General features: G+C 32.2%; 17 protein-coding genes. 12 read left to right on the top strand and 5 right to left on the bottom strand.

Features of this window, described 5'->3' with window-relative positions; genetic code table 11:
* Position 1 precedes the first annotated feature (1 nt).
* Both FHK87_RS03485 and tsaD read right to left on the bottom strand, forming a co-directional pair.
* The gene (locus FHK87_RS03485) at positions 2–709 is read right to left on the bottom strand and encodes a 16S rRNA (uracil(1498)-N(3))-methyltransferase (RefSeq protein ID WP_140589802.1); all 708 of its coding nucleotides are present in this window, start codon (positions 707–709) and stop codon (positions 2–4) included.
* Between the two features lie 36 nt (positions 710–745).
* Positions 746–1,768 (bottom strand): tRNA (adenosine(37)-N6)-threonylcarbamoyltransferase complex transferase subunit TsaD, encoded by a 1,023-nt coding sequence (gene tsaD, locus FHK87_RS03480; protein WP_140589800.1) that lies wholly within the window; start codon positions 1,766–1,768, stop codon positions 746–748.
* 105 nt (positions 1,769–1,873) lie between these two features.
* Here tsaD and FHK87_RS03475 point away from each other — a divergent pair, with 105 nt between their 5' ends.
* The 4 genes from FHK87_RS03475 to FHK87_RS03460 are packed head-to-tail and all read left to right on the top strand — an operon-like array spanning position 1,874 to position 8,521.
* On the top strand, positions 1,874–6,283 hold the full coding sequence (locus FHK87_RS03475; protein ID WP_226294046.1) for a translocation/assembly module TamB domain-containing protein: 4,410 nt from the start codon (positions 1,874–1,876) through the stop codon (positions 6,281–6,283).
* 59 nt (positions 6,284–6,342) lie between these two features.
* Positions 6,343–7,329, top strand: coding sequence for a 6-phosphofructokinase (pfkA, locus tag FHK87_RS03470; RefSeq protein WP_140589796.1), 987 nt, complete (start codon positions 6,343–6,345; stop codon positions 7,327–7,329).
* Positions 7,330–7,381: 52 nt separating this feature from the next.
* Positions 7,382–7,744, top strand: a complete 363-nt coding sequence (locus FHK87_RS03465; protein WP_140589794.1) for a methylglyoxal synthase — start codon at positions 7,382–7,384, stop codon at positions 7,742–7,744.
* A 54-nt stretch (positions 7,745–7,798) separates the two neighbouring features.
* A complete protein-coding gene (locus tag FHK87_RS03460; protein ID WP_140589792.1) occupies positions 7,799–8,521 on the top strand; it encodes a carbon-nitrogen hydrolase family protein in 723 nt (240 codons plus the stop codon).
* Positions 8,522–8,724: 203 nt separating this feature from the next.
* Here FHK87_RS03460 and FHK87_RS03455 read toward each other — a convergent pair whose 3' ends face one another.
* On the bottom strand, positions 8,725–9,783 hold the full coding sequence (locus FHK87_RS03455; RefSeq protein WP_140589790.1) for a hypothetical protein: 1,059 nt from the start codon (positions 9,781–9,783) through the stop codon (positions 8,725–8,727).
* A gap of 317 nt (positions 9,784–10,100) precedes the next feature.
* Between FHK87_RS03455 and FHK87_RS03450 the strand changes: the two genes are divergently transcribed.
* On the top strand, positions 10,101–12,290 hold the full coding sequence (locus FHK87_RS03450) for an alkaline phosphatase D family protein (protein WP_226294044.1): 2,190 nt from the start codon (positions 10,101–10,103) through the stop codon (positions 12,288–12,290).
* A 19-nt stretch (positions 12,291–12,309) separates the two neighbouring features.
* On the opposite strand, the gene FHK87_RS03445 is transcribed toward FHK87_RS03450, so the two are convergent.
* Entirely contained in the window at positions 12,310–12,690 is a 381-nt protein-coding gene (locus tag FHK87_RS03445; protein WP_140589786.1) for a RidA family protein, read from the bottom strand.
* A gap of 43 nt (positions 12,691–12,733) precedes the next feature.
* The gene (locus FHK87_RS03440) at positions 12,734–15,487 is read right to left on the bottom strand and encodes a putative LPS assembly protein LptD (RefSeq protein ID WP_140589784.1); all 2,754 of its coding nucleotides are present in this window, start codon (positions 15,485–15,487) and stop codon (positions 12,734–12,736) included.
* Between the two features lie 260 nt (positions 15,488–15,747).
* On the opposite strand from FHK87_RS03440, the gene FHK87_RS03435 reads away from it, so the two are divergent.
* From FHK87_RS03435 to FHK87_RS03405, 7 genes are all read left to right on the top strand, one after another.
* Complete coding sequence (locus FHK87_RS03435; protein WP_140589782.1) at positions 15,748–16,902, top strand: N-acetylmuramoyl-L-alanine amidase family protein; 1,155 nt, start codon at positions 15,748–15,750, stop codon at positions 16,900–16,902.
* Between the two features lie 86 nt (positions 16,903–16,988).
* The gene (locus FHK87_RS03430) at positions 16,989–17,939 is read left to right on the top strand and encodes an MlaD family protein (protein WP_140589779.1); all 951 of its coding nucleotides are present in this window, start codon (positions 16,989–16,991) and stop codon (positions 17,937–17,939) included.
* Positions 17,940–17,945: 6 nt separating this feature from the next.
* Positions 17,946–19,274 (top strand): (Fe-S)-binding protein, encoded by a 1,329-nt coding sequence (locus FHK87_RS03425; protein ID WP_140589886.1) that lies wholly within the window; start codon positions 17,946–17,948, stop codon positions 19,272–19,274.
* Between the two features lie 63 nt (positions 19,275–19,337).
* Entirely contained in the window at positions 19,338–19,784 is a 447-nt protein-coding gene (locus FHK87_RS03420; RefSeq protein WP_140589777.1) for an LNS2 domain-containing protein, read from the top strand.
* Positions 19,785–19,841: 57 nt separating this feature from the next.
* Positions 19,842–20,633 carry a (Fe-S)-binding protein gene (locus FHK87_RS03415; protein WP_140589775.1) on the top strand — a complete coding sequence of 264 codons (792 nt, stop codon included), beginning with the start codon at positions 19,842–19,844 and terminating at the stop codon, positions 20,631–20,633.
* Between the two features lie 114 nt (positions 20,634–20,747).
* Positions 20,748–21,233 (top strand): ABC transporter ATPase, encoded by a 486-nt coding sequence (locus tag FHK87_RS03410; RefSeq protein WP_140589773.1) that lies wholly within the window; start codon positions 20,748–20,750, stop codon positions 21,231–21,233.
* A gap of 7 nt (positions 21,234–21,240) precedes the next feature.
* Positions 21,241–24,165, top strand: a complete 2,925-nt coding sequence (locus tag FHK87_RS03405; protein WP_226294042.1) for a glycoside hydrolase family 3 N-terminal domain-containing protein — start codon at positions 21,241–21,243, stop codon at positions 24,163–24,165.

Raw genomic sequence — 24,165 nt, 5'->3', positions numbered from 1 at the left:
ATTAGAGGTTCACAAAAGCTACACTGTGTACGGCAGATATTGCAGCAGTTTCTGTGCGTAGTCGATTATCTCCCAGTGTAATTGGTAAATATCCTTTTGATATTGCCAGAGTAATCTCCTGTGGTGTAAAATCTCCTTCGGGACCTATCAATATTGTGGTATTGGTTTTTGGTGTTACACTATCTTTGATTGTCTTTTTTTTGCCTTCTTCGCAATGAGCAATTAAAAGTTGACCAAAATGATCTGTTTGATGTATAAAATCAGAGAAAGATATTGCAGGATTCAGCTTTGGTAAATAGCATTGTAAGGATTGTTTTGTGGCACTTTGTAAAATCCGTTCAAATCGCTCATGCTTAATAACTTTTCTTTCACTTCGATCACAAATAATGGGAGTAATTTGATCAATCCCAATTTCAGTAGCTTTTTCAAGAAACCATTCGTATCGATCATTCATTTTGGTAGGAGCAACAACAAGATGTAATTGATAGGGTTTTGCTGGTTTTTGGTCACAAGACTCGATTACTGCAATACATTGAGATAGTTCTGCGTGAATGATATTGGCAGTAAATAGATACCCAGTTCCATTCGTAATATAGAGGGCGTCTCCTTCTTTTTTGCGTAAGACCTTCGTAATATGTTTACTTTCTTCTCTAGAAAACTTTATCTCAGTACTAGTTTTGGTTAATGTGCTATTGAAAAAGAGTTGCATCCTAATTGTATGATTAAAAAGAAACTAAAGTTGATATTAAAATTTGGCTCTTGCTTTGGCAATAACACTCATATCTGTAAACTCTTGCTTGATATATTTTAGATACCCTACAATCCCAATCATCGCCGCATTATCTGTTGTATATTCAAATTTTGGTACAAATGTCTTCCAGCCAAACTTTTGCTCACCGTCTTTTAAAGCTTTTCTAATGCCTGAATTAGCAGAAACCCCTCCGCCAATTGCAATACTTTTTATTCCTGTTTGTTTAGAAGCTTTCTTTAACTTATCGATTAAAATACCAATAATCGTATATTGAAGAGAGGCACATATATCATTAAGGTTTTCTTCTACAAAATCTGGATTTTCTCTCACCTTTTTTTGAACGAAATATAAGACAGAAGTTTTAAGACCACTGAAACTAAAGTTAAGATCACCAACTTTTGGCTTAGGAAATTCAAATGCTTTTGGGTTTCCAAGTTTGGCGTATTTGTCAATAAGCGGTCCACCGGGATAGGGTAAACCAAATAACTTAGCACTTTTGTCAAAAGCTTCTCCTACGGCATCATCAATTGTTTCGCCAATAACCTGCATATCAAAATAGTCGTTTACTTTTACAATTTGAGTATGTCCTCCGCTTATAGTCATCGCCAGAAAAGGAAACTCAGGTGTATCGAATCCCTCTTCACTTATAAAATGAGCTAAGATATGAGCTTGCATATGATTTACATCAATTAATGGAATGTCTAGTGCTAATGAAAGAGACTTTGCAAAAGAAGTCCCTACAAGTAATGATCCCATCAATCCCGGGCCTTGAGTAAATGCAATAGCATTAAGGTCTTCTTTTGTAATACCCGCCTGTCTAATAGCTTGATCTACAACAGGTACAATGTTTTGTTGATGCGCTCTAGAAGCCAATTCAGGAACAACTCCACCATAAAGTTCATGTATTTTTTGAGAGGCCACAACATTTGATAATACTTTGTCGTTGCATAATACAGCCGCAGATGTATCATCACAAGAAGATTCAATACCTAAAATATATGTTTTTTGTTCATTCATTATGAGGAAAAAGGCATAGAAATTGTTAATATTGTCGACAAAGTTAAAACATTATAACGTATCAAAAAACTTAGGAAAATACTATTAAGAACATTTCTTGTTCTTTTGTCACTATTTGCATTTCTGGTGATTTTGTTTTCTATACCCGCAGTACAAACGTATTTGGGAAAGAAAATAACAGGGTATCTTCATGAAACATATGATGTTAACATTCAAATTAATCGTATTGGACTTACTTATGCAGGAAACATAAACCTTCAAGAAGTTTTAGTGAAAGACCATCATAATGACACACTTTTACAGGTCAATACGATAAGAACTTCGATTCTCAACATAAAAGAAATTTCAAAAGGTCGCCCAAAATTGGGGAGGGTATATATAGAAGACCTTAATTTTTTTATGAAAATATACAAAGATGAGGGTAGTGATAATCTTATGACCTTTATCAGAAAATTTAATAGTAAACAAAAAAGTACTACAACAGATACATTTCTTCTTACGACAAAAGAGATATTTTTAAAAAACGGAAAGTATAGATTTATAAATGAAAATCTAAATACGCAAAAGGTAGTTGAGTACGACTCGATACATCTTGAAGCAGAAAATCTTGTGGTCGATGATGAAGATATTGTTTTGAATATCAATTCACTTTCATTTCATGATTTTAGAGGACTTAATGTAACAGACCTCCAAACTTGTTTTTTACTCACTCCTACAGAAATGAATTTTCAAGATTTGATTATACAAACTAAAGATTCTGAAATTTTTGGAGAGGTACTTTTTTCTTTTGAAAGAGGAGGATTGGTCGATTTTGAAAACAAAGTGCATATCAAGGCTAATTTTTCGAAAGCAACTGTATCTACAAATGATTTAATCCCTTTTTATAGTAAATTCGGTAGTGGTCAAAAACTGAGACTTAAAAACACCTTGGTATCAGGGTATCTTAATAATTTTGATATTGTTAATGCTAATATCAGAGGTTTAGATCGATCCATGGTAAAAGGAAATATTAATATTAAAAATGCGGTCTCTAATCCTTCAGAATTTTCATTAGAAGGAGATTTTGAGAATTTGACGACTAATTATTATGATTTGGTCAACCTTTTGCCAAAGATATTAGGCAAATCTCTACCACGCCAATTATATCAATTTGGTAGTGTAACTGCAAAAGGAAATGCTATTGTAACTACAGATGCCGTAGATATTGATATGGACCTTTTCTCACAATTAGGAAAAATAAATGCCTTCGTTTTGTTAGAGAATTTGAGTGATCTCAAAAAAGCTAGTTACAATGGAAATATTATTTCTAATAATTTTAATATAGGTCGTTTAATTGAATCTGAAACAATTGGGATTTCGGCTTTTAATATTCATGTAGATGGTAGTGGTTTTACTTTAGAAAGTCTGGATACCAAAATAGAAGGGGATATTAGTAAACTAGAGCTCAATGAGTATGTTTATACTGATATGAAAGCCAGAGGTAACCTTAGGGATCGTGTCTTTGATGGTAACCTTAATTCTAGAGATCAAAATGCAAGGTTTAGTTTTAATGGGGTTGCAGATTTATCTGAAGAAATTCGCAATTATGACTTTGTAGCGTATGTAGATCATATGGATCTTCATAAATTAAATCTTTTTACTAGAGATAGTATTTCAGTTTTTAACGGGGATGTCTATATGAAAATGAAAGGACAAGGTATTAATGATGCTTCTGGATCTATCTCTTTTGAAAAAACATTATATACCAATCAAAATGCAAGTTATTATTTTGAAGACTTTGATATCAGATCTGATTTTGATGAAGAGAATGTAAGAACAATAACAATTAATAGCCCAGATATTGTTGAAGGTAATGTGAAAGGAGTTTTCAGATTTGAAAATGTATATGATCTATTTAGAAATTCTATTGGTAGTTTATACACAAACTTTGAACCGGAAGAAGTTACTGATGACGAGTTTATTATTTTTAATTTTAATATATATAATAAAATAGTAGACGTATTTTTTCCTGAAATTCAATTCGCTCCAAATACATTTATCAAAGGAAAGGTAGAAAGTAACGAATCAGAGTTTAAGCTTACATTCAAATCACCTTCTATTACTGCATTTGGTAACTATATGGAAGAAGTAAACATACAGGTAGATAACAAAAACCCTCTTTTTAATACCTATATAGCTATAGATAGTATCGATTCCGGATATTATAATGCTTCAGAATTTAGTTTGATTAATGTGAAGCTAAATGATACTTTATTTATGCATTCAGAATTCAAAGGAGGAAAAAATAATGCAGACAATTTTAATTTAGAATTTTATCATACCATTAATGAAAATAACAAATCTGTAGTAGGATTAAAGAAATCAGACTTTACTTATAAAGGATATACGTGGTATGCTAATAAACAAAAGAGCAGGAGCAACAATAAAATTATTTTTGATAACGAAAATAAGAGTATAGATATAAAATCTATCATCCTGAGTTATGAAGATGAAAAAATTAAAGTAGATGGTAATGCTCAAGGAGAATATTATAAAAACCTAAAAGCTACATTCGAAAATGTAGACCTAAATAAAATTACGCCACGTATTGACAGTCTAGGGTTTGCAGGTAGGGTAGACGGGGAACTCTCTTTACTACAAGAGAGTGGAAATTATTTTCCTACATCAACCATAACAATTAGAGATCTTAATATTAATCAGACACTTCTGGGAGAGTTAAAACTAAACGTAGCAGGAAGTGAAGATCTTACAGAATATAATATCAATTCTAAGCTGATTAATGAGAATAACGAAAAAACATTTTCTGCACTAGGAGATATCAATGTTTCTAAAACCAATCCTCTAATAGATTTGAATGTTGATTTTAATAAGTTTAATATTTCTGAGTTTAGTGCCTTAGGCGGTATTGTGCTTTCTGATATGAGAGGATATGTATCTGGTAAGGCAAAAGTATCAGGTAATTACAAAAATCCTGACATAGATGGTACATTAAAATTGAATGACGTAGGCTTAAAAATTCCTTATCTCAATGTAGATCTCGACTTAGAAAATAATGCCAAGGTATTACTAGATAAAAAACGTTTTAATTTTGATAATATCAATATAAGGGATACCAAATATAATACAAAAGGAGTTCTCGCAGGATATATTGCGCACAGACGTTTTTCTAAGTGGGAATTAGCACTAGAATTATATGCAAACGATAGGCTTTTGGTTCTAGATACTGAGGAAGATGAAGAATCATTATATTATGGAACAGGGTTTATTAAGGGAGAAGCTTTTATAAATGGACCAACAGATGAATTAGTAATTGATGTAAATGCAACAACAGAAAAAGGAACGGTTTTCAAAATACCTCTCAATGAAACAGAATCTATCGGAGATAACTCATATATTCACTTTTTAAGCCCCGAAGAAAAGAGAGCACGCCTTGAGGGTAAAGAAATAGTATTGGATGATATCAAAGGGCTAGAACTCAATTTTGAACTTGATGTTAATGATGATGCAGAAGTAGAAATTGTAGTAGATAAAAGTACAGGAAGCTCTCTAAAAGGTAGAGGGGCAGGTACACTTCTTATAGAAATCAATACCAATGGTAAATTCAATATGTGGGGTGACTTTGTAGCGTATGAAGGAACATATAATTTTAGATATGGAGCTTTTGTAGAAAAATTATTTACTGTAAGAGAAGGAGGAACAATAAACTGGGATGGTAGCCCAACGCGTGCACTCTTAGACCTTAGTGCAGTATATCGTACAGAGGCAAATCCGGCAATTTTATTAGAAAATGCTTCTATTAATCGCAAAATACCTGTAGAAGTTGTGGTTGATCTACAAGGAGAGCTTGTGCAACCAAACGTTAATTTTAATATAGAATTTCCGAATTTAAGCTCTGTAGTAAAGAGTGAATTGGATTATAAATTGAGTGATCGAGCCAACAAAGAATTACAAGCCCTTTCTTTAGTATCTTCCGGGCAGTTTTATAGTGGTACTTTTGATGCTAATGCAATTACTGGTGGATTAGTAGCAGAACGCGCATCTAGTATTTTTAATGGTATTTTTTCTGATGAAGATGATAAATTTCAAGTAGGCCTTAATTATACACAAGGAGCTCGTACACTAGACCAAGAGAATGCGGACCGATTTGGACTAACGCTTTCTACTCAAATCAATAATAGGATTTTATTAAATGGAAGAGTAGGAGTGCCTATAGGAGGAGTGAACGAATCTTCTGTAGTTGGAGATGTAGAAATAGAATATTTGTTTAATGAAGATGGCTCCTTAAGAGGAAAAGTATTTAATAGAGAAAATGATATACAGTTTGTAGGCGCAGGAAATCAAGTATATGAACAAGGAGCAGGATTATCCTATTCTGTAGATTTTGATAATTTTAATGAATTATGGACTAAAATATTCAAAGGTAAAAAGGCTAAAGCACAAGACTCTATAGCCAAACCAAAAGATACTATAAAAATAGACCCCCCGGATTTCATTAATTTTACAGATGAGAATTAATATTTTGATTTACATTCGTATTTTGGATAGTCTAAGAACCAACTAATATCAAAACTAAAATGGCAAGAGAAATTAGAACTATTGGTGTTTTAACGTCCGGAGGAGATGCTCCTGGAATGAATGCCGCAATTCGTGCGGTTGCACGAGCCTCTGCATATTATAATATCAAATGTGTAGGATTTTATAGGGGATATCAAGGTATGATAGAAGGAGATCATTGTGTTTTGAATGCCAGAAGCGTGCGTAATATTATTAGTACAGGAGGTACGATCTTAAAATCGGCGCGATCAAAAGAGTTTATGACGTATGAAGGTAGGAAAAAAGCAGCCGATAAGCTTTCAGAAATAGGAGTAGATGCTTTGGTACTAATAGGCGGGGATGGAACATTTAGAGGAGGGCAAACGTTTAGCGAAGAATTTAATATTCCTGTTATTGGTGTTCCCGGTACTATTGATAATGACATTGCAGGTACTAATTTTACAATAGGGTACGATACTGCTCTTAATACTGTAATTAGTGCAATAGATAAAATTAGAGACACGGCAAGTTCTCATAATCGACTGTTTTTTATAGAAGTAATGGGGCGAGACGCTGGATTTATAGCATTAAATAGTGGAGTAGGAGCAGGAGCAGAGGAGATTCTGATTCCGGAAGAAGATCTTGGACTAGACAGGTTATTAGAATCTTTACGCCGAAGCAAACGTTCAGGAAAGTCATCAAGTATAGTAGTGGTTAGTGAAGGAGATAAAATTGGTAAAAATGTATATGAATTAGCAGATTATGTAACAGAAAACCTACCTAACTATGATGTAAGGGTTACAGTATTAGGCCATATGCAAAGAGGAGGTTCTCCATCATGCTTTGATAGAACCTTAGCGAGCAGACTTTGTGTAAAAGCTGTAGAATTATTACTGGATGGTGAAAAAAATGTAATGGTAGGGATATTGAACAATGAAATTAAAGCTACAAGCTTCGAAGAAGGTCTCAAAGAAGAACATGGGATTAATAAAGAATTGTTACGCATTTCTGATATTCTTTCTACCTAAAAAAAGAAAGACTTTACAATACAAAAAATGTAATAAACTCAAAATACGTTGTATGACTATTGCAATTATTGCTCATGACGGTAAAAAACCAGAAATGGTTCAATTTCTTAATGAAAATAAAGAATTACTTCACTCAAAAAATATCAAATTAGTATCTACCGGAACAACAGGAGAAAAAGCTAAAAGAGCAGGGTTTGATGTTTCTCCGTATTTATCGGGACCATTGGGTGGAGATGCTCAAATAGCATCAGATGTAGCAGAAAATAAGATAGACATAGTTATCTTTTTTAGAGACCCTTTGGCAAAACACCCTCATGAACCCGATATTTTTATGTTGATGAGGTTGTGTGATGTCTACAATGTACCTCTTGCCACAAACCCTGCAACAGCAGAACTTTTATTAAAAGGTATATAGGCTTTATTCCCAAAAAAATAAAATTCAATCATTTATTAAATTGAGGATATTCATATGAAAATCTGTGTAGCACAAGTAAAATCATATAAAGGTGATGTAAAAAAAAATATTTCTAAACATTTAGAATTAATATACAATACTTTATCATACAATATTGATACTATTTTCTTTCCAGAACTTTCTATAACGGGATACCAACCTGAATTGGTAGATACACTCCATTTTGATATCAATGATACTATATTTAATGAGTTTCAAAATATAAGTGATGCGCACAAGGTTACTATAGCGATAGGAGTACCTATAAAGGACAATGAAGGAATCAAGATAGGAATGTTGATTTTTGAACCTTATCATGACAGACAAGTATATGCCAAACAGATCTTGCATGAAGATGAATTCCCTTATTTTAGAGAAGGGAAACAACAAGTATTTATCAAGATTAAAGATCAAACTATTGCGCCGGCTATTTGTTACGAGAGTTTACAGTTACATCATACGATAAATGCAGTAAAAGAAGGCGCTAATATGTATATAGCCAGTGTAGCAAAGTCAGAGGATAATATGAATAAAGCAATAAATCATTATGCAAATATCGCCCAAGAATTTTCTATCCCTGTTTTATTATCAAATTGCATTGGTAACTGTGGTGATTTTGACGGTGTGGGCAAAAGTTCTGTTTGGAATAAAGAAGGTGTCTTGATCGAACAAATGGGAAAAGATGAAGAAGGAGTATTGATTTTTGATGGAAATACATGTGTTAAGATTCTTCAGTAAAATAACCTTGACCACCAGTGTTTTAATAGAATTCATTTAAACTTTTCGGATTTAAGCGAAAATTAGAAATGTTTAGTTTTGTTGCAGACTTTTTGATTTGCATAGCAGGGCTACGGAAGGATAGAAAAACAAAAACAGGGCTAAAAAGAGCAATTTTTAGCAAATTGAAAAAGTTTAAACGAGCTCATATTCGTAATAGGTCACTAATTAGTGACAGACTGATTATCATTGTCAGGATATTTTATCTCAAATGATTTTGAAATATATTTTGGCGTATATAAAAATAGATTCGTGAGTTTGCCTGGGAAAGAGAAAATATGATACTTTTTTCCAAAAACATTCTCTGTTTCTTTAACTTTTTGATCGCTTTTGGCAATTTTTAAAAACTTATGATGAACAGCTTTTTTATAGTCTTCAAATGATAAGTTTGGTTTTTCTTTAAACATCAAATAGATATCTTTAGAAAGTGTTTGAGAACTATATGAGATATCTGGCCAAGTGATTCTATATCCTTCTTTATCTATATTGATCACAGAAAAGTCTATACCTTCAATATTGGTGTTGAAATCTATGACTATAGCATTCTCTAAAATATCTATAATAGTAAAGGTATACTCACCAATTTTTATTTCTTTGCCTATATCGGATGATGTGATATTCAGATAATCATAACCATTTATAAAACCACTTTCAAATACAACCGTTCCCTTTTGATTATTGGTCTTAATTTCAGTTTTAATATCAAAAGATTTGTTTATGGTTCTCCAAAGATGCGAATATGATTTTCCATCTTTAGTTCCAGAGGTAGATAGAGATCCAAATCCGCTACTTCCGTCCTTACTAATTTGTAAAGTAGCCTTACCATCCTGAATTGTGCTTGCTGTAACAGATAATTCAAAAATATCAATAAGACCCTCGTCAATAAATTCTGGAAAAGAAGACTTAAATTCTAAAACATGATTCGAAAAAAATCCTTCCTTGATTTTAATCACTGCATTTTTTGCTAGTGTGTCTAAAGCAGTTTTAAGTTGTGCTTCAGTATAAAGTAAATTATTCCAAGGTAATTTATATTCTTTATCTATTGTCGAATCATCTGATTTTTTTTCAAATATTTCAGAAGTGAGATCATAGGATAGCTTTTCTATAAATTCAACTTCTTCCAAAAGTTCAGCTTCTGTTAATACATTAGTGTCTTTTTTCTGACCATAAGAGTATATTGTAAGGAAAAGAAGCAAGTAAGAAGTACTAATAAAAATTTTCATGTTTGATTTTTGCAATGTATGATCGTTAAATATAAAAGGTAATATTCTATGTTTCTGATGTAAAAATAGTTGTTTTTGACCAGCTATTATTTTTCAGCTCTTTTTTAACTTTTAAAGTTCTATAATCGTGTTTAAAATCATATTTATTCCCTAGGAAAAATATATGTTTTAGTTTTAAAAATACAATACCATTTTAGAATATTTTGGTTAAGGTATTGTTACTTGATTTAATATATCATTAAATGAAATCCGAGTCCTGTTTTTGTATTTCTATTAACATAATTTTGATTTTGTTAACTAACTTAAATACAATTCGCATGAAATTTCATTTACGCAGTATTGCAATGATGTTATTGGTAACATCTTTTACTTTTGCTCAACACATTCAAACACATTTGACTAAAGTTGAAAGGACTAATAATAAAAGTCAAATAGATAATTATTTTGATAGGAATTTAGCCCCTTTTTATCATGGGGTAGCCTCTGGTGATCCTCTGGAAAATGCAGTAATTATCTGGACTAGAGTTACTGTTAATCAACCTACAATAAAAGTAAGCTGGAAAATAGCAACAGATGCAAATATGTCTCAAATTGCGAATCAAGGAGAAGTCATCACAAATCAAAGTAAAGATTATACGGTAAAAATAGATGCAACAGGCTTGAATCCTTTTACCACATATTATTATCAATTTGAGGCAGAAGGAAAAAAATCAATAATAGGAAAAACCCGAACGACTCCAGCTGTAGATGATATGGTTGATAATGTTAGGCTTGCCGTAGTGTCATGTTCTAATTATCAAAATGGATATTTTAATGCATATAATCAAATAGCAAATAGAGATGATATTGATGCAGTTGTTCATTTGGGAGACTATATTTATGAATATGAATCCGGGGGTTATGGATATAGTGATGATATAGGAAGAGGGCATCTGCCAGAAAATGAAATCATAACATTAGACGATTATCGTGTACGATATTCTTTTTATAGATTAGATCCAATGCTACGCAATATACACCAAAAACACCCCTTTATCGCTATTTGGGACGATCATGAATTTGCAAATGATGCCAACAAGTTTGGAGCAGAAAATCATACAACTGCTACAGAAGGAAACTGGGAGGTAAGAAAGAATAATGCGTATAAAGCTTATTTTGAATGGATGCCTGTTCGAGCAAACACTATAGAACAATACAGGCTGTATCGCACAATATCATATGGTAAGCTTATGGATCTTATCATGCTTGATACTAGAATTGAAGGTAGAGATACTCAAATTAACTCATCAAAAAATTTAATAAGTGCAGCAGCATCCAATGAAAAATTTAAAAATTATGTTCAAGATGTAATTGCTAAAAAAGATCTTAGTAAAAGAGAAAATATAGAGCAAATTTTAGAAACAATATTACCTATGGTTTTAACGGTTTCAAATACTACAAAAACTAAGGCACAAGGATTGTCACAAGAAGAATTTACTGAAGTAATCAAGAGTTTTACAGATTTGGTGATGAACAAAGAATCATTAAAGTCCAAAAACAATCTACAACAATCAAAATTAGAAACTCTTTTACAAAAAGGACTAGTATATAATGATATGTACAATAGCAAAGAAAATAAAGCTACATATAATTCTATACTTGGTTTAGAACAATTTGATTGGCTTACAAATCAATTATCATCATCTACAGCAAAATGGATAGTGATTGGTAATCAAGTAATGCTTATGCCTTGGAATGGTGTGCCTTCTAACGATGCATGGGATGGATATAAGACTGAAAGAGATAAGCTATTGAATTACATTCGAGTAAATTCAATAGATAATGTAGTTGTACTTACAGGAGATATACATAGTACTTTTGCAGGAGAAGTAAGATATAATGGTGATTGTGAGATGTGTGAATTTGTAGTGCCCAGTGTAACATCTCAAAATCTCGATGTAGCAGGAGGTATTGCTTCGGGTATAGGAGAGTTTTATATCAAGTTATTAAATCGACATATAAAGGATGTTGATCTTGATAATCACGGATATTTTGTTCTGGATGTTAAAGAGGATAGAGTGCAGGCAGATTGGTATGATATCGAAGAGCTCTCTAAGCCACAGGTTGGAGAAACTAGAAGTAGAGGTTGGTATGTAAATGCTAACAATTGTAGAATGATAAAAGCAAGAAGTGAAGCAAAAGGAATCAATAGGTCATCTGGAATCCTCTCTGCTGATACAAAAGAAATAAACAATACTTCTTCAAAAGAAGATATAATTGTAATAGGGGTGTATCCTAATCCAATGCAAGACGAAGGTAATATTCATTATTTAATAAACAATGCTACTAAGGTAATGATTCGTCTGTATGATATGACAGGAAAAATGATTACTACTTTACAAAATAAAAAAGTAGAAAAAGGAGTATACAACCTATCGTTTAAGGGGGATTCAATTCCAAAAGGTAATTATATTATTACTATAGAAACGAATACAACCAAAATAAGTAGAAAGATTATTATTCAATAGATTAAAAAGAATCTACTATTTATTTTACCGCAATCACAGATATTTCTACATTAACAAACTTTGGCAGAGCAGCAACAGCAACAGTTTCTCTTGCCGGAGCTGTATCTTCATTAAAATAGCTACCATATACTTCATTTACCAAAGCAAAATTATTCATGTCACTTAAGAAGATAGTGGTTTTAATTACATTTTCAAAAGACATCTCAGCTTCTTCTAAGATAGCCTTTAAGTTTTGCATTACTTGTTCTGCTTCAGTTTTGATATCGTCTAAAACTAATTCTCCATTTTCTGGATTAATAGCAATTTGACCAGATGTATATAGCATATTTCCATTTAAAATAGCTTGATTATAAGGTCCTATCGGTGCAGGGGCTTTTGTAGTGGTTACTATTTTTTTCATTGTGTAAAGTTTTATGTTTTATATGTTCTAGAGATATGATCCGTTATAATTGTCTATCAGGTTCTCGTCTCTTATCCCATTTAATATCACTAAGAACTGAAGATTTGATCCCGATAAAGAAATTCCAGGATGTTCTGTCTCCAAATGGAATCCAGTTAAAATTCATTACCCAACTTTCTAAATCCCTTTGAAATCTTAAGTTAGTAAATGTAAAGCCGGGGTTTTTAAAATCATAACCAGAAGAAGCACCAACAGACCATCTTGGTGCAATTTCGACATCACCGGAGAACATTAAAGAGTGAGAAGATATTTCATTTTGGCGAGCGTTATTATTATAATTTACATTATAAGATAGCCGTAACGTCCAGGGAATTTTAAAATTGTAATCTTTTGTGTCTTTGTCAACCTCTTTATCCTTGGTGTTATCATACGATCTCCCTTCGCTAAAATCTGTAACACCACCAAATAAATCATCCGGCCTACCACCGTTTCTAAAATTTTGATTTTCTAAAGGATCATCGTTGACACCTCCTTTTTCAAAGTCTTTGCTAGTAAAAGAATAACCAAAATTAGCACTTGCACGAGTGAGTCTAAAGAGACTTCCTCCATTGTCAATATTCCAAACATCAATCTTTCTATTGTTGTTATCAAGTGCATAGGGGTCTAGCGTAGCATTAAAGTTGATATCTAATTTATTCTGAATAATCGGAACATTACCGGTTACAGATATTGGACTTAGTTTGAGTGAATCACCGGCAATATTGTAAGAGGTACTAAAATTTAAGTTATTAAGAATTGTGATTTTTTTTGATTCTGTTTCTGTAGAGTCTTTACTTTTGACTTTCATTTCCAGGTTATTACTCAAAGAAAATCCTATACTACTAGAAAATACATTACTGGGTGCACCAAAGAAACCACCTTCAAATCTTGAATATTCTACGATTTCTGTCTCGCCTTCATCATTTACAGCTTCATAAGTATCATAAAACTGACTAAAAGCAGGATTAATACTATAACTTACAGAAGGTCTCATAGTATGTCTAATAGCCTCTATTTTTTTACCTTTCTTAAAATTGAATGTACCATATATGGTTGTTCCTACGCTTGCAGAAAAATTATAAGTTCTAAAAGAATCAAACCCTTTTATTGTGTCTCTCACAACTGCTCCTTGTCCTTCATTAGCTTCTGGATCAAAACTTTGTTCTATGGTTTCAAAAACCCAGTTTTCTTGAAAATTAGTTCCTGCAGAAGCACTCAAATACCTAAAAAGTTTAAAGTTAGTACTAATAGGAATTGTATGTTGCATGCCTAAATCTGCATCGCTAAACATCTGAGCCGAAAATAAATCATCATCTGTTGTCTGAATGCTATTACGCCCAGAGAAGTTATATTGTGTATTAATATTGTGGATAATCCCTTTTTTTACTCCAACTTTTGGAGCAAAAGGAAAAACTCTTGATACATTGGCAGTAACATTAGGAAGTGTCATATTGACAACCCCTGTATTTACATTAGAATCGTGAGTAGCAGCAACATTAACATTTACTTGTGGATCACCCGGAAAAGTTTTTGCATAAGATATAGAGGAACTTATTTGGTTATTCAAGAAATTACCGGTATTAAGTTGGTTGGTAGATTGTTGAAAAAAGTCACTACTACCAAAGTTTACAGAAGCCGAGAATCTAGAATTAGGGTTTGCTTTTGCATCTTGACTATGAGTCCATTGTATATTATAGGTAGTCGTTTGAGCAAAATCAGGAAATCCCCGTTCACTCTGTAAGTTATTTTCATACCTAAATCTAAGATTTCCTCTAAATCGGTATCGTAGTGCATAAGCAGACTCTACAGCAAAAGTATAACTACCATTAGTATAGTAATCCCCTAATAAGGTTAAGTCTGCATAATCACTGATTGCAAAGTAATATCCACCATTCTGTAAGAAATATCCACGAACATTTTCTTCACCGGGATTAGGAATGATAAATCCTGATGTTCTGTCTTCTGATAAGGGAAAATATCCAAATGGAAGTCCTAAAGGAGTCGGAACATCTGCAATATACATATTGACCAAACCTGTAACAATCTTCTTTTTGGGTACAAATTTAATTCTACGCGCATAGAAATAATATTCGGGGTCTTCAATGTTTTCTGAAGTTGTAAACTTTACATTTCTCATGTAAATCACAGAGTCGTTCTCTCTTTTAGAAACTTCATTTTTAATTTTAAAACCATTTTGCTCCGTACGAGAATTGTATATTAACGCTTTTTCGGTATCAAAATTAAATCGAATAGAATCTGGCTCTACAATATTTTGTCCTTGTTTAAAAACAGGAGGCTGTATGTATTCTCCTAGCGAATCTTTAATACCATAAGCATATACTTCACTTTTTGCATTATCAACAATAATAAACCCGGCATTAATTTGCATGTCACCATAAACAATTTCTGCCTCATCATAAAGATACATTTTGTTCTCTTTACGACTTAATCGCATATAATCTTTTGATTTATAGACAACCTTATCAGTCAAAAATTGAGGTTCTTCAACAATTGAATCCTGTTTCGTTGTATCTTGGGCTTTTTCGTTAAGTATTTCTTCTGGCGTAACCTGTTTACTTTTTACAGTATCTTTTTCTGCAGGAATTTGGACTTCTTTGCCCTTATTAGTTTCCTGCGCAGTTATTTGCCAGATGCAAAGCAGTGAAAAACTTAGTGAATAAAGTATATGACGTACCGTTGTTTGCAATGGTTTAAATCTTATTTTTGTAAGACTATGGCTTAATTTTTGAAGTGCCAAAATTACATATATTTTTTATCCTTGAATTGTAATTCGCAAAAAAATAAAAAAATATGTCAAAAGCATGCCTTTTTAAGCTATGAAACATATAAGATTTTGGTTTATTATACAAATTACAATCTTTAACTCGTTTTATAAAAACTGAAACAAAAAGGGAATGTTTCAAAGTTAATAATAAAATAATTTGTAATATAAATAGTAATAGGATAATATCAAATGAATAAAATCAATTACTATTTCTTTAAAATAAAAGAGAATACATGAGGAATAGCAGTATAAAAAGTATTTTTTTTATAACTTTTATTTGTGGGTTTTTAGTTTCTGAAACACCAATTTTTTCTCAGGAAAAAGAAAAATTTGTCGTAGTCCTCGATGCAGGGCATGGTGGGCATGATCCTGGTAATAGAGGAAATGGATATAAGGAAAAAGAAATAGCACTCAAAGTTGTATTGTCTGTAGGAGAGGCTCTAGAAAAAGATGGGAGATTCAAAGTAGTGTATACCCGAAAAACGGATGAGTTTATAGAATTATATGAAAGAGGAAAAATTGCGAATAAAGCAGGAGCTGATTTATTTGTTTCGATTCACTGTAATTCACATCGATCGCAAGCCTTTGGAACAGAAACATTTGTTTTAGGGTTACATGCTAATGCTGAAAATTTTAGTGTAGCAAAAAATGAAAACTCTGTAATTTTATTAGAAGATAACTATCAGGCCAATTATGATGGGTTTGACCCAAATTCTCCAGAATCTATAATTGGATTGACATTAATGCAAGAAGAATATTTAGATCAAAGCCTTACATTAGCAAGTGTTGTACAAAACAAATTCAAGAAATCTTTGAATAGAAAAAGCAGAGGAGTTAAACAGGCTGGTTTTATTGTACTTCACCAGACCTATATGCCTAGTGTGCTGATAGAATTAGGTTTTTTAACAAATAATAGCGAAGGCAAGTACCTTAATTCTAAAAAAGGACAGGCAGAAATGTCAAAATCAATAACATCATCTATTATTGATTATAAAGAAAGTCTTGATGCATTGTATACATTTTCTGAACCGAAAACTACTGAATCAAAAACTACTGAAACAAATACACCTTCTACATCAGACGTTCCTTTGGCAAATGATGATAAGGTAGCTGATGATGGTGTTGTTTTTAAAATTCAAATAGCCGCCGGATCTACGGATATTGAGCTTAAGCCTTTTAATTTTAATGGCTTAGACGAGTTGTCAAAAATAAAAATAGATAATTTGTATAAGTATTATTATGGTAACACATCAGATTATAATCAAATACAAGAATTAAAAGGAATAGCAGTAGACAAAGGATTTGATTCTTGTTTTATAGTAGCTTTTCGTAATAATCAATTAATTCCTTTAACAGAAGCCTTAAAAGCTAACACATCTTCGAATTAATCTAAATAAATACTGATAATTCCTTAAAGAATTATCGTTAGAAGTATATTTTTTATTCTAAATTTGTGTCCTAAATCTAAAATATTTTGAAATTTACTAAAGAGGTCAAGACAGGGATTTTAGCAGTTTGCGCTATAGCACTTTTAATTTTTGGCTATAGTTTTTTAAAAGGTAAAAATCTTTTGGAAAATGACCGCACTTTTTATGCAGTATACGACAATGTAGAGGGATTAATTCCTTCTTCGCCTGTTACGATCAATGGTCTGGTCGTTGGTCAGGTTGTATCTATTGACTTTGCTGATAGAACCGGTAACTTAGTTGTTGAATTTACTGTAGATCGGGATTTTTCTTTTTCAAAAAACAGTTTAGCAAAAGTATATGGCGGAGGATTAATAGGAGGAAAATCAATAGCTATTGTTCCAAAATATGAGCAAGGGTTAGAAGCTAAAAACAGAGATACTTTAAAAGGGAAAGTAGAAGCAGGATTACTTGAATTAGTAAATGATAAACTTGCTCCTCTACAAGCAAAATTAGAATCTGCAATTACAGATGCAGACACCTTGTTAACTTCTGTAAATGGAATACTATCTGTTGATAATCAAAATAATCTAAATTCAATTTTTAAAGACCTAAAAGTATCAGTAGGAAACTTTAGACAGGCGTCAGGGTCACTTAATACATTACTGTCAGGTAATCAAGATAAGTTGAACAATACAATTACTAATCTGGATCAAATGTCTACAAATTTGAATAAAGTTTCGGATTCTTTAGCGCAAATAAATGTTGCGAGATTAGGAAAAGAATTAGAAACAGTACTTGCAAATTTTGATAAAATATCTTCTGATTTAAATTCTGGAAAAGGTACGGCGGGTAAACTACTTAAAGATGAAAAGCTGTATGATAATTTAGAAAAGACAAGTAAGCAATTAGAGCTTTTATTACAAGATTTACGATTAAATCCAAAACGATATGTTCATATATCTGTTTTTGGAAAGAAAAACACCCCTTACGAAAAACCAACAGACTCAATTCAATAAAAAATGATTAAATTTTTACCTAATATTATATTTATAGTAACCTTAGTGGTTGGTATTGGATATTTTGCCAAAAATGTTCGTAAAATAATCCGTAATATCAAGCTTGGTAAGGATGTAGATAGATCAGATAACAAAAATGCACGCTTTAAGAACATGGCAATGATTGCATTAGGTCAAACCAAAATGGTGCGAAGACCTATTGCCGGGATCTTACACGTGATCGTTTATATAGGATTCATTATTATCAATATAGAAGTTCTGGAGATTATCATAGATGGTATTTTTGGAACTCACCGCATATTTGCTCCATTAGGTGGAGTCTATGACTTTTTGATAGGTTCTTTTGAGATTTTGGCATTTTTGGTGTTGGTAAGTGTATTCATATTCTGGATTCGAAGAAATGTAATTAATATCAAAAGATTTAAGACCCTTAAAGGTTGGCCAAAAAATGACGGAAATATCATTTTGTATTTTGAAGTAGTTTTGATGACACTTTTTCTTACCATGAATGCTACAGATTTACAACTTCAAAATTTGGGAGCAGACCATTATGTAAGAGCAGGTGCGTATCCTATAAGTCAATTTATTTCGCCATTGTTTGATGGGATGTCAATTACTTCTTTAGTTATCATCGAGAGAGGTGCATGGTGGTTGCATATCATAGGGATATTGACGTTTTTAAATTATTTATATTTCTCAAAACATTTACATATCCTTTTAGCATTTCCTAATACTTATTATGCAGATCTTAATGCTCAGGGAAAAGTTAATAACCTTAAAGCAGTTACAGACGAAGTGATGCTTATGATGGATCCTAACGCAGATCCTTTTGCAGCACCGGCAGATGATGCTCTAGATGAAAATGAAGAACCTTCAAAATTTGGAGCTTCAGATGTGATGGATTTGAACTGGGTACAATTATTAAATGCCTACACCTGTACAGAATGTGGTCGCTGTACTAGTGAATGTCCTGCTAATCAAACAGGAAAAAAATTATCTCCTCGTAAAATTATGATGGATACTAGAGATCGACTTAAAGAAGTAGGAGATAATATCGATAAAAATGGAAGCTTTGTAGACGATGGTAAACAATTATTGAACGACTATATTACAACTGAAGAATTATGGGCATGTACAACTTGTAATGCTTGTGTAGAAGCTTGTCCGGTTAATATTAACCCATTATCTATCATTTTAGAAATGAGAAGATATTTGGTAATGGAGCAAAGTGCAGCTCCTTCAGATTTGAACAATATGATGTCAAATATAGAAAACAACGGAGCACCTTGGCCATTTAACCAAATGGATAGATTAAACTGGAGCGACGAAGCATAACATAGTAGCCTAGTAATTATTTTTAACCAATTAAAAAACCATAAATTAGTCAAATTAGAAATTATGAAGAAGGAAGAAGTAGAAAAATTATTGCATGACAAAGTAGAAGCAGGAGAGCATGTAAGTCCTGTCTTACCAGAAGGTATCAAGAACTATCTTATTGATATCGATGGAACAATAACAGAAGATGTGCCAAATGAAGAACCAGAGCGAATGGTTACTTGTCAACCCTTTCCTGATGCTCTAGAAACATTAAATAAATGGTATGACGATGGGCATATGATTTGTTTTTTTACTTCTAGAACAGAAGAACATAGGGAGGTTACAGAAGCATGGCTCAAAAAACATGGTTTTAAATACCACAGCCTTTTGATGGGCAAACCCAGAGGAGGAAACTATCATTGGATCGATAATCACTTAGTAAAAGCAACTCGATATACCGGAAAATTTACAGAATTAGTAGAGAGAGTGGTGACTATAGAGGTTTTTGATGATGGAAAACACGATTAATTTAATTATAATTTAACTCTAATTACAGAGAAAAAATAGATAAAAAACGAATTTATTATGGCTGAAACAGTAAAAGTACCGACAATGGCAGAATATATGGCCGAAGGAAAAAAGCCGGAAGTTTTATTTTGGGTAGGTTGTGCAGGTAGTTTTGATGATAGGGCAAAAAAGATAACAAAAGCTTTTGTAAAACTTCTCCATAATGCTAATGTAGATTTTGCTGTCTTAGGAACCGAAGAAAGTTGTACAGGAGATCCTGCTAAGAGAGCAGGTAATGAATTCTTGTTTCAAATGCAAGCTGTTACTAATATTGAAGTGATGAATGCCTATGAAATTAAAAAAGTAGTTACTGCTTGTCCTCATTGTTTTAATACGCTTAAGAATGAGTATCCATCCTTAGGAGGTGAATATGAAGTAATGCACCATACACAATTTTTAAAATCACTTTTAGAAGAAGGACGTTTAAAAGTTGAAGGAGGAAAATTTAAAGGGAAACGAATTACATTTCATGATCCATGTTATCTGGGTAGAGCAAACAATGTATATGAAGCACCAAGAGATTTACTTAGAAAACTAGAAGTAGAGCTCATCGAAATGAAACGCTGTAAGCGTAATGGTCTATGCTGTGGTGCTGGCGGAGCACAAATGTTTAAAGAGCCAGAACCAGGAAATAAAGATGTTAACATAGAAAGAACAGAAGATGCTTTAGAAACAAAACCTGATATTATTGCAGCAGGATGCCCATTTTGTAATACTATGATGACTGACGGAATTAAGAATAAAGAAAAAGAAGAAACAATACAAGTTCTTGATGTGGCAGAACTTATAGCCAATGCACAAGATTTGTAGATTTTTCTTAGTTATATATAAATTAGAAAAGAGTTAATATGTTGTTTTCATATTAACTCTTTTTTTTATGTAAAATCAAGATAGTTTTTGTTATTTAGTAAAAAAAAACAGTGGATGTTAGTAGATTTTGATAACCTTCCGGAAGACTCTCGTGTTTGGATTTACCAGGCAAGCAGGTCTTTTACAGAAGAAGAACTAGAAAACATAAAAACGGCATTAGACGAGTTTTTAAAACAATGGACAGCACATGGTGCTGATTTACGTGCCGGATATGATATAAAATATAAAAGATTTATCACAATAGGATTAGATCAAGGAAAAAATGCTGCTACAGGTTGCTCTATAGATGCTTCTGTACATTTTATTCAACAATTAGAACAACTATACAATGTTGATCTGCTTGATAAAATGAATGTATCTTTTAAGCAAGGAGAATATGTTGCTTACAAGCCTTTGGCAGATTTCAGAAAAATGGCAAAAAACAGGTCAGTGTCACCAAATACTATTGTTTTTAATAATTTGGTGACCAATATAGCAGAGTATCGAACAAATTGGGAAGTGCCGGCCAAAGAAAGTTGGCACAATCGTTTTTTAAACTAAAATCTTTGTGTGGTATACAATAAGAAACCTTGTATTTTTCATATTAATTGGTACGACCTTTAATGTTTATGCGCAATCAGAAAACCCTCTATTAGTACAAAATCAGGAAGCACAGAGATTTTGGGTAGACAGTGTCTATAATAAAATGACCTTAAAAGAAAAAGTAGGTCAACTCTTCATGATAGATATACCCGTTTCTACTTCAAAAAAAGAAGTTGATGAAATCAAAAGGCTTGTAACAGAGTTTTTTGTTGGTGGTATTATATTTACTAAAGGTGGTCCTCTGCAACAGGCCAAACTAACTAATAGTTTTCAATCAGTGTCTAAAATACCTTTGCTGGTTGGTATGGATGCAGAATGGGGTTTGGGCATGCGATTAGATTCAACGCAGGTTTTTCCATACAATATGGCCTTGGGAGCAATACAAAATGATACTCTTATTGAAGAAACCGGGAGACAAATTGCTAGAAATTGCAAAAGACTTGGGATTCATATTAATTTTGCTCCTGTAGTCGATATCAATACGAATCCCCAAAACCCTATTATTGGAAACCGTTCTTTTGGAGAAAATAAGAATAAGGTAGCTAAAAAAGCATTATCGCTCATGAGAGGAATGCAAAAAGAAGGTATCTTAACAAGTGCAAAACATTTTCCCGGTCATGGAGATACTGAAACGGATTCTCATAACACATTACCTATAATAAATTTTGATTCAAAAAGGATTGATAGTGTAGAATTACACCCTTTTAAAACTCTTATTAATGATGGACTTACAAGTGTTATGACAGCACATTTAAGTATTCCAAGTATAGAATACCGACAAGATTACCCATCATCAATATCAGAAAAGATTGTAACAGGAATTCTTAAAAATGAATTAGGGTTTAATGGTTTAGTCATATCAGATGGACTTAACATGAAAGGAGTTTCTGATTATAAAAGTCCAGGAGATTTAGATTTAGCAGCTTTTCTAGCAGGAAATGATATTCTTTTGATGTCACAAGACGTTCCTCTTGCTTCTCAAAAAATAGTATCAGCATATTATTCTGGAGCCATAACTGAAGAGAGATTATCAAAATCTGTAAAAAAAATATTATACTCAAAATATAAAGTTGGTCTCAATAGATACAAACCCATTGATACCACATTTTTGTATCAGGAATTGAATAGTGTTAAAGGTAAAGTGCTTAATAATAAGTTGGTAGAGAGCTCCTTAACCGTAATTAAAAATAATAAAGCTACACTCCCAATAAAAAACTTGAACCTCAAAAAAATTGCTTATGTCTCTCTTGGAGACAGTTCTGGAGACACTTTTTATAATGAATTAAATAAATATACAAAGGTAGATTGGGTAAAAGCAGGTTTATTGAGTGATATGATTGAAAAGTTGAAAAACTATAATTATGTAATTGTTGGGTTTCATAAATCAAATCGGTCACCTTGGGAGAACTATAAGTTTAAAGATAAAGAATTAGTCTGGTTGTATGAGATAGCAAGGTTAAATACTACGGTGTTGAGTGTTTTTGCAAAGCCTTATGCGATGTTGGATATGATAACCACAACTAATTTAGAAAGTATATTAATATCTTATCAGAATAGTAATGAAGCGCAAGAAAAATCAGCTCAGTTACTTTTTGGAGCATTAAAAAGTAAAGGTGTATTGCCTGTTAGCTTAGGGGAAGATTATCCAGAAGGAACATATGTAGAAACTAGATCTTTGAACAGATTATCTTATGGATTACCGGAGAGCGTTGGTATGAATTCTTATAAGTTACAAAGAATAGATTCTATAGTTGATTTTGCATTAACAGAAAAAATGGCTCCTGGCTTACAATTGATTGTTGCACGAAAAGGGAAAGTAATTTTTAATAAAAATTATGGGTATCATACTTATAATAAATTTAAAAAAGTAAAAGGAACCGATATTTATGATTTAGCATCACTCACCAAGATATTAGCTACGCTCCCTATGATCATTGAAATGAAAGACAAAGGCATTGTTTCTTTGAACACTAAAGTAGGTGAGATGCTTCCTTCTTTTAAGGGATCGAATAAAGAACATATTACGGTTAGGTCAATGTTGTCTCATTATGCAAAATTAAAAGCATGGATTCCTTTCTATGTACATACTTTGGATACTGTAACCCGTAGACCAGATAAGAAATATTATCGAAATTATAAAACTGATGATTTTAATATTCAAGTTACTAATAATCTATATTTTAGAAAGGATATGAAAGATTCCTTATTGCTTAAAATAAGGGATAGTGATTTGAGAACACGATTAAGCTATAAATACAGCGATTTACCTTATTATCTTTTGAAAAAATATATTGAGGATTACTATGATGATAATTTAGATAGGCTTACACAACAGCATTTTTATAGTTCTTTAGGCGCAAATAATACATCATTTTTACCCTTAAGTAGATTTAAGAAAAAAAGAATTGTCCCCACAGAGAATGATCAAATTTTTAGAGGAGAAATTATTCATGGTTATGTGCATGATCAGGGAGCTGCTATGATGGGAGGAATTGCAGGACATGCAGGGCTTTTTGCAAATGCTAATGATATCACCAAAATCATGCAAATGTACTTAAATGGTGGTAGTTATGGCGGGAAACAATATTTTGAGAAGGCAACTCTAGATGAATTTAATAAATGTCACTATTGTTATAAAAATGTCAGAAGAGGAATAGGGTTTGATAAGCCTCAATTGGGAAAAGTAGGTCCCACTTGTGGATGTTTATCAAGAAAAAGTTTTGGACATAGTGGTTTTACAGGTACTTTTACTTGGGCTGATCCTGAAGAAGAAATTATTTATGTGTTTTTAAGTAATCGTACCTTTCCTAATGCAGCAAATCGAAAATTAATCTCGAATAATATCCGATCAGATATACAGAGATTGATTTATGAAGCTATTGAGTATTAA

It is taken from the genome of Aquimarina algicola (assembly GCF_006443095.1).
Lineage (GTDB): Bacteria > Bacteroidota > Bacteroidia > Flavobacteriales > Flavobacteriaceae > Aquimarina > Aquimarina algicola.
This window is presented reverse-complemented; position numbering and strand designations above follow the sequence as displayed.